10 protein-coding genes and 1 tRNA gene are annotated in these 12,293 nt (G+C 56.6%); 8 read left to right on the forward strand and 3 right to left on the reverse strand.

Annotated elements, in window-relative coordinates:
- Positions 1 to 6 precede the first annotated feature (6 nt).
- A complete protein-coding gene (locus tag ACE2AA_RS10865; protein ID WP_141261383.1) occupies positions 7 to 222 on the reverse strand; it encodes a zinc-finger domain-containing protein in 216 nt (71 codons plus the stop codon).
- 38 nt (positions 223 to 260) lie between these two features.
- Here ACE2AA_RS10865 and ACE2AA_RS10870 point away from each other — a divergent pair, with 38 nt between their 5' ends.
- From ACE2AA_RS10870 to ACE2AA_RS10905, 8 genes are all read left to right on the forward strand, one after another.
- Positions 261 to 1,379 (forward strand): alpha/beta fold hydrolase, encoded by a 1,119-nt coding sequence (locus ACE2AA_RS10870; RefSeq protein ID WP_395369751.1) that lies wholly within the window; start codon positions 261 to 263, stop codon positions 1,377 to 1,379.
- Between the two features lie 57 nt (positions 1,380 to 1,436).
- Positions 1,437 to 1,513: transfer RNA gene (locus tag ACE2AA_RS10875), tRNA-Arg, on the forward strand.
- Between the two features lie 644 nt (positions 1,514 to 2,157).
- The gene (locus ACE2AA_RS10880; RefSeq protein ID WP_395369753.1) at positions 2,158 to 3,156 is read left to right on the forward strand and encodes an aldo/keto reductase; all 999 of its coding nucleotides are present in this window, start codon (positions 2,158 to 2,160) and stop codon (positions 3,154 to 3,156) included.
- 481 nt (positions 3,157 to 3,637) lie between these two features.
- Positions 3,638 to 4,180: a hypothetical protein gene (locus ACE2AA_RS10885; RefSeq protein WP_395372195.1), complete on the forward strand. Its 543-nt coding sequence runs from the start codon at positions 3,638 to 3,640 to the stop codon at positions 4,178 to 4,180.
- Positions 4,181 to 4,460: 280 nt separating this feature from the next.
- Entirely contained in the window at positions 4,461 to 6,182 is a 1,722-nt protein-coding gene (locus ACE2AA_RS10890) for a SulP family inorganic anion transporter (RefSeq protein ID WP_395369755.1), read from the forward strand.
- A gap of 324 nt (positions 6,183 to 6,506) precedes the next feature.
- Positions 6,507 to 7,799 (forward strand): glycoside hydrolase family 68 protein, encoded by a 1,293-nt coding sequence (locus ACE2AA_RS10895; RefSeq protein ID WP_141301487.1) that lies wholly within the window; start codon positions 6,507 to 6,509, stop codon positions 7,797 to 7,799.
- An 829-nt stretch (positions 7,800 to 8,628) separates the two neighbouring features.
- Complete coding sequence (gene cls / locus ACE2AA_RS10900) at positions 8,629 to 10,074, forward strand: cardiolipin synthase (protein WP_141301489.1); 1,446 nt, start codon at positions 8,629 to 8,631, stop codon at positions 10,072 to 10,074.
- Positions 10,075 to 10,192: 118 nt separating this feature from the next.
- The gene (locus ACE2AA_RS10905; protein WP_141301491.1) at positions 10,193 to 10,444 is read left to right on the forward strand and encodes a hypothetical protein; all 252 of its coding nucleotides are present in this window, start codon (positions 10,193 to 10,195) and stop codon (positions 10,442 to 10,444) included.
- A gap of 61 nt (positions 10,445 to 10,505) precedes the next feature.
- Here the strand turns inward: ACE2AA_RS10905 and ACE2AA_RS10910 are convergent, their stop codons facing one another.
- Positions 10,506 to 11,141, reverse strand: coding sequence for a hypothetical protein (locus ACE2AA_RS10910; RefSeq protein ID WP_141261409.1), 636 nt, complete (start codon positions 11,139 to 11,141; stop codon positions 10,506 to 10,508).
- Positions 11,142 to 11,478: 337 nt separating this feature from the next.
- Positions 11,479 to 12,240, reverse strand: a complete 762-nt coding sequence (locus ACE2AA_RS10915; protein ID WP_227002351.1) for a sulfotransferase family 2 domain-containing protein — start codon at positions 12,238 to 12,240, stop codon at positions 11,479 to 11,481.
- Between the last annotated feature and the right edge of the window lie 53 nt (positions 12,241 to 12,293).

Genomic DNA, 12,293 nt, shown 5'->3' on the forward strand with positions numbered 1-12,293 from the left:
ATGCGATCAGTGACCGGTGCCAGCCGGGGCATCGGGGCTGAGCACGAACAGCCGCGAGCAGTACGGGCAGAACGTCTGATGATGGCCAATGCGCAGGAAAACCCGCGGATGCCCCAGCGCGCCAAGCCCCCCGTCACAGGACAGGGTACGCGAATCGACAACGATGGTTTCAATCGTACCCAGACGGGGGTGCGGGACGGGATCGTGGGACAGGGCTTGCATTTTGACGGGCCTCGGGTTGTTGTCCGGCTTTGGTTTGCATGTCCGCCCACAGGCGGCCCATGCGCTTGTCCATAATGATACGCAGGATTGCCGTGCTTTCAAACATTCGCCTGTCACGCCTGCTTTATCCAGCGCTTTTTGTGATGCTGGCGGCCTGCACCACACATGAAGCCCCGCCCCCGCCGCCCCCTGCGCATCACCCCGACCTGGCCCGCCTGGTCCCTGCGGACCGAACGGTCACGATTGCGGGTGTCGGTGCCGTACCGCTGCGGATCTGGCCCGCGCGCGGAGCGGAACGGGCCATCATTCTGGCACTGCATGGCTTCAATGACAGCCGTGATGCATGGGAACATCCGGCACCCGCGCTGAATGCGGCCGGCATGACCGTCATTGCCCCCGACCTGCCCGGTTTTGGCCAGACGGCACAGCGTGGCGGATGGGTCGGAACAGACGCGCTGCTGAATGTCGCATCTACCCTTCTGGCCACCATTGAACGCGAACACCCCGGTGTTCCCGTATATGTCATGGGTGAAAGCATGGGGGGCGCGCTGGCCATCGTGCTGGCGTCACGGACCGACACGCCGCCAGTGGCAGGCTATATCCTGCTTGCCCCTGCGGTATGGGATCTTGATACCGGCACGCGCACGACCACCCGCCTGATTGCGGCACTCGCCCCCCGGTGGCGGCTGAGCGGGCGTGAACTGCCCGTCCATGTCACGGCGGCCGATGACATGCTGGCCCTTGCCCGTCTGTATTACGACCCGCTGACCCTGCGTGACACCAGCACGCTGGCGCTGTCCGGGCTGACAGACCTCATGCACCGCGCGGCACTGGTGGATACGCACATGCAAGGGCGTGTGCTGATCATCTATGGCGGGCATGACCAGATCATTCCCGCACCGGCCATGGCACGGGCATGGCGGCGCATGCCACAGGCCACGCGACGTGACTATATTCCCGGCGGCTACCACCTGCTGCTGCGCAGCCGTGACGCCAGCCGGATTACGGCGGACGTGACAAGCTGGATCGTCAATCCCGACAACTTCCTGCCATCGGGCGGGGACATGGCGGCAGCGGCATGGATGGCAGATCAGAAAGGACGCGCAGCCCCACTGCCCATTCTGCCAGGATGGATGGACTGGGTCGCTCCGCAATGATTTTTCCTGATTTCAGGGGTGGCATTCGGCCTGATCCCGATGTATGCAGGCGGAAGTGGACTCGTAGCTCAGCTGGATAGAGCGTCGCCCTCCGAAGGCGAAGGTCGAAGGTTCGAATCCTTTCGAGTCCGCCACATCATTTTTCAGAGGGGAAGCCATTTGACTTGCCCCTTGAATGTTTCTATCAAAATTATTGACAGATCAGATCCGGCGATAGAGATCTGATCTATTTACCGATGAATTTTTAATTAATATATCAATACAAAAAAAATAATATATAAAATCATTATTTCAGAAAATGGCGTTTTAACGCCCATTATTTTACAGTTTGTCAAATATATTACTCTCCGCCTTCCCGAAGGTCGCGCCGTTTATTTACATTCCATTATTGCCTGGGGGAAATACATTCCTCAATGAACACGAAGAAACGTCGCCGTTCTACGTGAAGGACTTAATTGAAGGCTTCAATGCGGTCTGGTCAAACGATGCCAGGCAATCATAAGAAAGTTTTTGGTGAATCTTTTTTCAAAAAGCTTCAAAGAAGCCCTTACCTTGTTGCAAAAAGATGGCGCCAAAAAATTTTATTGTTTTTTATCAGTTAGTTATATTCAAAAAATCTTTATAAGACATGCCGCACTTGCATGTAAGGGAAGATTGAGAATGATGGGGCATAGCTGTGCCCTGTGGTGACGGATAACACGTCATCTTCCCCTGTGGTACGGTTACATACGTGACGGTTATGACCGTCATACCCGGTTCACGAACACGGAGAGTATTCATGACGCAGGCGTCTGTTACGGAAACCACCACAATCCGTGGGCTTAGGCATCCTGTCTCGCGCATTGCGCTTGGCACATGGGCCATTGGCGGATGGATGTGGGGTGGTCCGGACGACCGCAACGCCATTGCCACCATTCAGGAAGCCGTTGATCTGGGCATAACACTGGTCGATACGGCACCCGTCTATGGTTTTGGCCATTCGGAAGAAATTGTGGGACAGGCTCTTACCGGACGGCGGGACAAGGTGGCGATCGCAACCAAGGTCGGACTGGACTGGAAGGATGATCACAAGCCGTTCCGCAATACATCGCCCGCCCGTATCCGCAAGGAGATCGAGGATTCTCTACGCCGCCTGCGTACCGATTACATCGACCTTTATCAGGTCCACTGGCCTGATTCCGCCGTGCCAATGGATGAAACCGCCCGCACGCTGGAAGATCTGGTCAGGGAAGGCAAGGTACTGGCGCTTGGTGTCAGCAACTTCACCATCGCCGAAATGGATGCCTTTCGCGCGGTCGCGCCTCTGGCAACGGTACAGCCGCCTTATAATCTGTTTGAGCGTGGGATGGAGCACGATATCCTGCCTTATGCACGCCAGCATGACCTGACCATCCTTGCCTACGGTCCGCTGTGCCGTGGCCTGCTGTCAGGCAAGATGACGGCGCAGACCAGATTCGGCCCTGATGACCTGCGCAGTGCGGACCCGAAGTTCCAGCCACCCCGCTTTACCCAATATCTGGAAGCCGTGCGGCAGTTGCAGGATTTCGCACGCGAGAAACATGGCAAGTCACTTCTGGCACTGGCCATTCGCTGGGTACTGGATCAGGGGCCAACCATTGCCCTGTGGGGCGCACGCCGCCCGGACCAGATTGCAGCGGTCGCCGATGCAATCGGCTGGCACCTGAGCGCTGATGACCTGCAGGAAATCGATGCAATCCTCAAGTTATGCATCAAGGATCCGGTCGGGCCAGAATTCATGGCGCCCCCGGGTCGCTGACAGCGTTTTGCAACCTGGCATGCGCCTGTCTGCCAGATTCTCCTGAAAGACATCCTGATGACCAGAGGCAGGCTGCTCCGGTTCCATTTCATAGCTCATGAAAATGCTCAGGATGGGCTTCTGACCGTATTACCAGATGGCAACATAAAGCGGTGCGTGGAGCAGGATGCGGGAAATCATGGCTCTGCGGACACATTACGAATTGGGAATAGGCGGTTGACCATCCCGTTCGCGTCACCTTCCAGTTCGTGCCGGACAGCACGATACAGCCAACGACCGCCATCAGATGGGGCATGGAACAGGCTTGCATATGGAACGACTGCGACACCGTTGAAAACGCCTGATCCTGCCTGACCGCTCCCTTATTGCTTTTTCATTCATATTGACTGAATGGACCTGTCCCGCAAAATCAGCATGAACACAATGTCAGCCATGCTGATCGCAGCGATTCCCGATCTGGACGGGGTAAATGGAGCGACCGATGATATCCTTTCCCCTGCGGGGCATGCTTGTGGCCAGCGCCTGCGCGCTTGGTTTCTTCCACCTGCTGCGCCCGGCCCATGCGCAGCAGGTGGAAGAACACCATGGCCCAACAGCGGAACAGCGCGCGGAAATCCAGCGCGCGGTGCATGAAGCCATTCAGCAGGACATACGCAAGGTGGCGCAGTACAAGCTGCCCAAGGATTTCTTTGCCCGCATGCTGCCCCTGATCCGGCAGATCAGGCGTGCCAATATCATTCCCCCCACCCAGACCACCAACATGACACTGGCCACCACCATCCGGCGCACGCAGGCCATGCCACAGCTTCAGGCAATCCTGCAGCAGCACGGCATGTCGGCAGAGGATTTTGTCATGAGCCTGACTACATTCGAAATGACAAACACCATGGTCCAGGCACCACCGAAAAAGACCAAGGACACGCCGAAGCTTGATAAGGATAATGTCAGACTGATCCAGTCCCATCAGGCACTGGCGCAGGCACTGGTTCACGATATGGATAGCGAAAGCGAACATCTACAATAAAAGACTGAAAAGTTTTTTTATGAAGCTTTTTGCAAAAATATTATGGAAAAACTTATTTTAAAAAAGATGAAAATTGCAAACTTTTATTGTTTTTTATTAATTATTTATTTTAGACTCTTTCCCTGAACCAATACCATGGTGCCTGGCATGGCAGGTGTCAGGGTGCTGCTATTGTCAGGCGCGCGATCTTTCCGGATATGACCGGCACTACTGAACACATACCGTTGTAAAGGCTGGCGCGTTGCCGGTCCGGTCATGTGGATAATGGACGGTGTTGGTCATGCAGACCGGAACAGGCAGATCGGATTCTGACGCAACGGCAGACGGGACACCCCCCCGCAAAGGACTGCATGCACGGCTGCATGATATCCTTGCCGGCCTGTCGCTTGCCTCCATGAATATTCCGCAGGTTCTGGGCTACACGCGCATTGCGGCCATGCCAGCGGTGACAGGGCTGTATACGGTGCTGCTGCCACTGGTAGCGTTCGCGTGTTTTGGGGCATCAAAACATCTGGTTGTTGCAGCAGACTCCGCCACCGCCGCCATTTTTTCCAGCGCGGTGGGCCGTATGGCGATACCGGGCAGTGCGCATTACATGGCGCTGGTCAGCATGGTTGCCCTGCTCAGCGCAGGTTTCCTGCTGGTGGCGCGCCTGTTCCGCCTGGGCTTCCTGGCAGATTTCCTCTCACGCACCGTGCTGGTGGGTTTTCTGGCCGGGGTAGGGGTGCAGGTCGCACTGACCATGACGCGCGACATGCTGGGCATTACCACCACGGCGCATAACCCGGTACTGCAACTGTTCGAGACACTGGCGCAGCTTTCGCATGTGAATGTCCCGACCCTTCTGCTGTCCACCTGCATCGTGGCCATAATCATGGCGGGGGACCGGCTGGCGCCACGTGCGCCACTGGCGCTGATGACCGTGGTGGGTACAATCATGATCAGCATGACCTTCGGCCTGCCCCGGTTCGGGATCGAGACCATCGGCCCGATTGCGGGGGGCCTGCCGCGCCTGTCCATACCCGATGTATCATGGAATGACATGCTGGCGCTGCTGCCCGCCACGACATCATGCGTTTTTGTCATCATTGCGCAGAGTGCCGCGACATCACGCGCCTTTGCACTGCAATTCCATGATCCGGTGGATGACAATGCAGACATACTGGGCCTGTGCGCCGCCAATGCGGTAGCGGGGCTGAGCGGGACGTTCACCGTCAACGGCAGCCCGACCCAGACCGCGATGGCCGTGCGGGCAGGGGCACGCAGCCAGCTTGCGCAACTGACATTCGCCATCGTCACGATGCTGGTGCTGGTTTTCCTGACTGCGCCGCTGCAATACCTGCCGCGCTGCGTGCTGGCGTCCATTGTCTTTACGGTGGCGCTGGGCATGATTGACGTACGGGCGATGATGGCCATCCGGCGCGAAAGCCCCGGCGAATTCGGGCTGGCGCTGGTTACTGCCGCCGCCGTTATCGGCATCGGGGTGGAACAGGGCATATTCCTTGCCATCGCGCTGTCGCTGTTCCGCCATGTACGCCACAGCTACGAACCCCATACGATGATCCTGCGCCGCGACGGGCAGTCCGGACTGCTGGAACCCTATGACGTCAGGGCCGGGCAGCAGACCGCGCCAGGGCTGATTGTCTATCGTTTCTGTGCCGACCTGTTCTACGCCAACGCCACGCGGTTCGCGCATGATGTGCAGGTGCTGGTTGACAGTGCGCCCAGCCCCGTCCGGTGCCTTGTGATCGACGCCAGCGCCATCACGGATATCGATTTTTCTGCCGCCAGCGACCTGCGTGACCTGTTCACGGCCCTGCGGGGCCGGCATGTCACCGTGATATTTGGCCGTGTCACCCCCTACCTGCGGGCCGACATGGACCGCCATCGCATCACCCCGGTCATAGGAACCGCCAATATCCATGCACAGCTCCATACCGCCATTGCGGCGGCGCGACAGGTGATGGCTGGCAGCGGCACGCCCCATGCCACGATACATTAAGGCGTATCGTCAATTAATTCCGATGGCAGCCATGACAAGTTGAACGGCAGCGAGGAAGGCATATTGCGATACGCCCGGGACGTCATGCTGTCGATCATCATGTATTCATTGCCGTGAGCAGCGGACAGCGATAGGGCGCATGGTCCTTTCGTTTGATGCCTGCATGCAATCGGGATATATTTCATATTGTCAGAAGCGAGAAAGACAATATCCGCCTGACGGAACATAATATAACGCAAAAAATTATGCGCTATATGAAACAATACTTAAAATGCAATGAGCATCGGCACTGGATTATTGTGCCCTGCCGACAGGATGAAAACCATGGTTTCTTCCAATGCACGCATTCCTTCCGTCTGGACCATCGCGGATGCACTGAAGGTGCATGCCGATGATCCAACCACCACCATGCCCGTCATTGCCCAGGATTTTCCGGTCATTGATGATGCGCTGTGGCAGTGGGATACCGGCGCCCTGCGCCGCATCACGGGCGAGACGGTCACCTTCAAGGGCTGGTACGTGATGTGGTCGCTCGTAGCCGAGCGCGCCCAGACTGGCGATGATGCCGCCGGCTGGCACAACCGCAACGCCTTTGCCTTTATCGGCTATTACTACAGCCGCAATGGCATCGACTGGACATTCGGCGGCCGTCTGCTCAACAAAAGCGCTGACCTGCGGCCCGATGAATGGTCGGGCAGCCTGATCATGCGCAAGGGTAGCGAGAACGTGCTCGACATGTTCTATACGTCCGTCAACACCGATACGAACCAGAGCGTGCCTTCGGTTTCCTCCGGTCGCATCTATGCCGATGATACCGGTGTCTGGTTTGACGGGTTTGAAACCACGACCGAAATGTTCTCGGCCGATGGTCTGCATTACGCCAATGCTTCGCAGGACCCGTATTTCGACTTCCGTGATCCCCACCCGTTCATCAACCCGGCGGATGGGCAGGTCTACTGCCTGTTTGAAGGCAACGTACCAGGCATGCGCGGCGAGTTTGTCATTACCGACCGCGAGGCAGGCAGGCTGCCACCGGGCTACAATGTTGGTGAAGGCGCCCAGTACGGGGCTGCCGCCATCGGCATTGCCCGCCTGGTTTCGTCTTACGGGAAGGGTGATTTCTCACGGTGGGAAATGCTGCCTGCGCTGGTTACCGCCCTTGGGGTGAATGACCAGACCGAGCGGCCACATGTGGTGTTCCATAACGGCCTGACCTACATCTTCACCATCAGCCATCATTCCACCTACACCGGTGGGCTGGAAGGCCCGGATGGAGTATATGGCTTTGTTTCGCGCCATGGTCTTTTCGGTCCCTATACGCCCCTGAACAGTTCGGGGCTGGTACTGGGCAACCCGTCATCCGCGCCATATGAAACGTACAGCCACTTTGTAGACCCGATGGGGTATGTGCAGTCCTTTATCGATACGCTGCCTGCACCGGGCACAGACCCGCAGAACCCGGCGACTTACCGTATTGGCGGTACGCTTGCCCCCACAGTGCGCATTGCGCTGGTGGACGACCGGACCTTCCTGACGGAAGTACATGATTACGGGCAGATCTTTGCCTTTGATGAATGGGCTGACAGCCGCCAGCCGGATATCCGTCCCGCCACCTGAACGCTATGTTCCAAACTTTGGAGAAGGTCGCCATTTGTGGCGGCCTTCCCTGACGGAAATCTGTGTCATGGATTACCCGATCTCACTTCAGAGCATCCTTTCACTATTACCTACGCAGTATGCGGGAGATGCAGTTGTAATTCTCTCCTTCATTATTTCGACCTGCGCGTTACTGGCCCGTTTCTGTCGTGGGCCTGCGCCCGGATCGAAATGGGCCGTAGCATGGACGATTGTGACTGCGCTGGCACAGACACGGGGCACAAACCCGCTTTCTGGCCGTACGACGACAGATCCGCCTGAACAGAACACATCCCCTGTTCCAGATGGGAGTCACCAGGTGACGCCACGCCCGCCCAAACCACCATCCGTACCGGTCGCCCCACAACCCAGACAGAAATGACAATCGGCTGGCCTGTCCAATTTTTATTACATAATTATTTGAAAATACAAAAAAATATATATTGATCAGGATTAATTATTATATGCATCCGGCATATGGACCTGTAATGATTTTGCGCCAGTCCAGAGCCTGTCAGCGAGACCACAGTTTTGGCAGGTCAGTATGGCGTTACCAGTCATGTCTATAATCGCGTGTGCATGACCAGAGGGTATCGAACATGAAGGATGAGCGTTGTGTTGGCCGCCTTTTTAAAGAGTCGACACGCAGAAACTTTTTTATTGATTCACTGAGTCGTCTTTAAACAGTTTCCACGGTCCATCCGCAACAGATACCAACGACGGTCATGGCCACCATCAGTTGTCCATACCGTACCAAGGCGATACGATACCCGCTGTCACACATCATTTCCAGACAGGATGGGAACAGGTCATGCAATGGGGTTGGGTCAGTGCGGCAACCACCATCAGTCTCCAGATCCTGTTCATCATCCGCGTCCTGCTCAGGCCACACCGCCAGCCCGCATCACGCGTGGCATGGGTGGCCATTATCGGCTCCCTGCCCGTCCTTGGCATGATTGCCTACCTGCTGCTGGGCGAAACCCATCTGAACGGGCGTATCCTTGAACGTATCCGTGAGGCCATCAGGCAGTTACCCGTTCCGGGCAAGACCAGTAACGCGCTGATCGACGCCGAACGTGATTTCGGGCTGCATCCACGCCTTGCCCCGCTGTTCCGCGTCGGACAGTCCATCAGTGGCTATCCCCCGATGGGTGGCAATGCCGCGGCCCTCATGCCAGATTCCGATGCCGCCATCGCTGCCATGGTGCGTGATATCGATGGCGCGTACGAGCATGTACATATCAGCTTCTATATCTGGCTGTCCGACAATAACGGCATGAAAGTGGTCGATGCCCTGAAGCGCGCGGCAGGACGTGGTGTGACGTGCCGCGTCATGGCGGATGACCTGGGATCGCGGCGACTGATCCACAGCCACCACTGGCGGGACATGCAGGCAGCGGGCGTGCGGCTTGTGCGCGCCCTGCCCATTGGCAACCTGCTGCAACGCCCCTTTCGCGGGCGGTTCGACATGCGCAACCACCGTAAGGTTGTCGTCATTGACAACCGTGTAACCTATTGCGGCAGCCAGAACTGTGCCGACGCGGCATTCCGGGTCAAGCCGCGCTTCGCCCCATGGGTTGATCTGGTCACACGTTTTGAAGGCCCGGTCGTGCTGCAGAACCAGCACCTGTTTGCAACCGACTGGTTCGGCCATACCGGTGAAGACCTGACGAAACTGCTGGCCACGGCGCACATACCGGCAGGTGATGGCTTCGTGGCCCAGGTCATCGGGACCAGTGCTGCCGTGCGCTATGCTGCGATGCCGGAAGTATTTGTCTCACTCATGAATGCGGCGGCACGGGATCTTACGGTTACAACCCCCTATTATGTTCCTGACGAACCCATACAGGCTGCCCTGTGCGCGGCTGCCCGGCGCGGCGTGAACACGACGCTTACGGTCCCCACCCGTAATGATTCATGGATCGTCGCCGGCGCCAGCCGCAGCTATTACCGTGAACTGCTGGAAGCGGGGGTCAGGCTGTACGAATACCCGCACGGCCTGCTGCATACCAAAGCGCTGACAGTAGACGGGAAAATGACCATGATCGGGTCAGCCAACCTGGACCGCCGCAGCTTTGACCTCAATTTCGAGAACAATATCCTGTTCGTGGACCCTGCGTTCACGGCAGACATCCACGCCCGCCAGCAGACCTATACCAATGCCGCCACCCCCATCACGCTGGATATGGTCATGAACTGGCCAAAATACCGCGTCCTGTGGAACAATGTGCTGGCGATGGTTGGCCCCGTTCTGTGAATAGGCACGATATAATATCCGCCCTTGAAAACAGCCACGCCGGAACCGACATCCAAGACAAGCGCCCGGCCAGTCGCACGGGCAACCTGCATCGAATGGTAACAGGAGAAACCGGATCATGAGTGCCGCTGAAAACCTTCGCAAGCTCAGCCCTGAAGATATTCAGGAAATCACGAAGCATTTTGAAAAGTCCCTGCACCAGCACAAATCCGAACTGCACAGGCAGATCACGGATCATCTGGCCGGCCTGAAGGGTGAAGTCCGCCTGCATGAAAAAAAGATCCCGACGTACTGCAAGGTGTTCGGGTTCCTGATCCTGGCGGCAGCGTCCGTGGTCAGTTATGCATTCGGTCGTAAATCCGCAGAATAATCCGCCCTGTCCCACCTGTCCCGCCACATATCCATGTAGCGGGTCAGGAACGGGAAACAGGTCATTTATCAATCTTGGCTGTCGTAACGGCAGTCGGCACCGGCGTAGCTGTCGTAATGACAGTAGGTGTCGGCGTGGTTTCTTCTGCAGGCACTGGCGGCGTTCTGGGGGGATGGAACGCAGAAATTGGCCCTAGCGGGCCACGCCTTACATGCTGCATTGATGCGACGGGTTTACGCACGCATCCACGTGTCACAATTGAGCAGACCCCATCGGACCCTATGATTTCGTCATCATCGCCGCTGTAATGCAGGTCCACAACCTTGTCATCCTCGATACGGATATCCGCAATACAGGTCTTGCCTGCGCCGCCCACGGTTGTTTCCGTCAGGTTGACCAGGGTCTGGAGTGGCACGAACGTTGAATCGTTCGTGGACGGGATGTTCAGCGTGCGCGAATATTCAAAGATCTGCACGTGATCATCTATTTTCTTGATCTTGTCAGGAATCCCCACGCATGACTGCACATCCGTGCTGTTCATGCCGATCATGGCAAGCTGGGCACGGTGCGCGGTACGTGAATCCGTATAACCACACCCTGCAAGGCCACCGACAGGCAACAGGGCGATACACACGCCACCGACACGCGACAGGAAGGCATGGAAAAGGCGGTTGCTGCAATGGGTCTCAACTGTCATGCGTGGCTGTTACTCCGGCGACGGGGGTGGATAGTGCGGTATTCATCAATCATTTTTCGCACATACGAAACAAAAATTCATGAAGGAAATCCCGTTTTCCTGCCCTCCGTATCATCCAGATACACCCCCAGCGTCTGTCGTCCCGGCATTTGATGCGTGGGTTGCGTGTACACCGTTCGGGAACAGTTTTCCATGTCCTGCCGATAAATTCGGTATGCAATACCGACTCTTGGGTAGAATGCTGAAGATTTTTTTTCAGAACACTTCGCAAGACGCCTCTTTTTTTGAAAAAGAATCGCCTATTTTATTTATCAATGATTTGTTTTTCAAAAATCTTTTATACGAGGTCAAAAACAGACCGACCTGTCAAGGATGGTACGGCCGTATCTGCTGAACGCAGCACATGATTATGCATGACACTGGCAATCAGGTCATAATCCTGACGATAGATCTGACGTATGCGCGCAATCTGGTCCGCATTGGGCATTTCACTTCGGTCACCACCACCCGCGTTGACATGGCCGATGGGGGCAGAGGTATAATTACGGACGAAATCCTGTATACGGGACATATCATCAAGCATGAACAGGCGATCTACCGCCACCTGCCCGTACGCATCGGTCAGGTACCATGTCTGGGGGCGGAAAATATGGTCCATGTCGTACAGTGAACGGACATGGGCGATATGGTCCAGCGCATCATCAATTCCGTTGAAGGCCATATAGGTCGGGCGAAATCCTTGGGCTACATGCCGTGTATCACTGCCGCCCGCACAGGCATAGCGATAGGCGGACATGAAACGCCGTACCGGATCGCGCAGGATGGCAAAGGACGGAAAACCCGTCAGGTCAGGCATGCGACGCTGGAAATACCGGATGGTTTCGTGTCCCAGATCCATCCCGTACAGGGCACGCGCCACGGATGTCCCCGCATTCTTGGGCACATGGATAAACAACACCCCACACGCGCGCACCCGATCCGCACGTTTCAGACGCTTGGGACCGGGGGGATAGGGAATACGCAGTGACGCCAGACGTTCATGCACATCACTGGACATTCTGACCCGCAGGATAGGTTGCAGCAGCGTTTGCATGGACATGTCCATTCCACGAGGGTTGATGCGATCCAACAAGGTCTATCCTACATTATCAT

The organism is Komagataeibacter diospyri, from assembly GCF_043995075.1.
In the GTDB taxonomy this organism is placed as follows: Bacteria; Pseudomonadota; Alphaproteobacteria; order Acetobacterales; family Acetobacteraceae; genus Komagataeibacter; species Komagataeibacter diospyri.

Excerpts from the sequence above, each read along its gene's own strand:
- ACE2AA_RS10865 (WP_141261383.1), bottom strand. The coding sequence starts at position 222 with ATGCAAGCCCTGTCCCACGATCCCGTCCCGCACCCCCGTCTGGGTACG.
- ACE2AA_RS10870 (WP_395369751.1), top strand. The coding sequence starts at position 261 with ATGTCCGCCCACAGGCGGCCCATGCGCTTGTCCATAATGATACGCAGG.
- ACE2AA_RS10880 (WP_395369753.1), top strand. The coding sequence starts at position 2,158 with ATGACGCAGGCGTCTGTTACGGAAACCACCACAATCCGTGGGCTTAGG.
- ACE2AA_RS10885 (WP_395372195.1), top strand. The coding sequence starts at position 3,638 with ATGATATCCTTTCCCCTGCGGGGCATGCTTGTGGCCAGCGCCTGCGCG.
- ACE2AA_RS10890 (WP_395369755.1), top strand. The coding sequence starts at position 4,461 with ATGCAGACCGGAACAGGCAGATCGGATTCTGACGCAACGGCAGACGGG.
- ACE2AA_RS10895 (WP_141301487.1), top strand. The coding sequence starts at position 6,507 with ATGGTTTCTTCCAATGCACGCATTCCTTCCGTCTGGACCATCGCGGAT.
- cls (WP_141301489.1), top strand. The coding sequence starts at position 8,629 with ATGCAATGGGGTTGGGTCAGTGCGGCAACCACCATCAGTCTCCAGATC.
- ACE2AA_RS10905 (WP_141301491.1), top strand. The coding sequence starts at position 10,193 with ATGAGTGCCGCTGAAAACCTTCGCAAGCTCAGCCCTGAAGATATTCAG.
- ACE2AA_RS10910 (WP_141261409.1), bottom strand. The coding sequence starts at position 11,141 with ATGACAGTTGAGACCCATTGCAGCAACCGCCTTTTCCATGCCTTCCTG.
- ACE2AA_RS10915 (WP_227002351.1), bottom strand. The coding sequence starts at position 12,240 with ATGTCCATGCAAACGCTGCTGCAACCTATCCTGCGGGTCAGAATGTCC.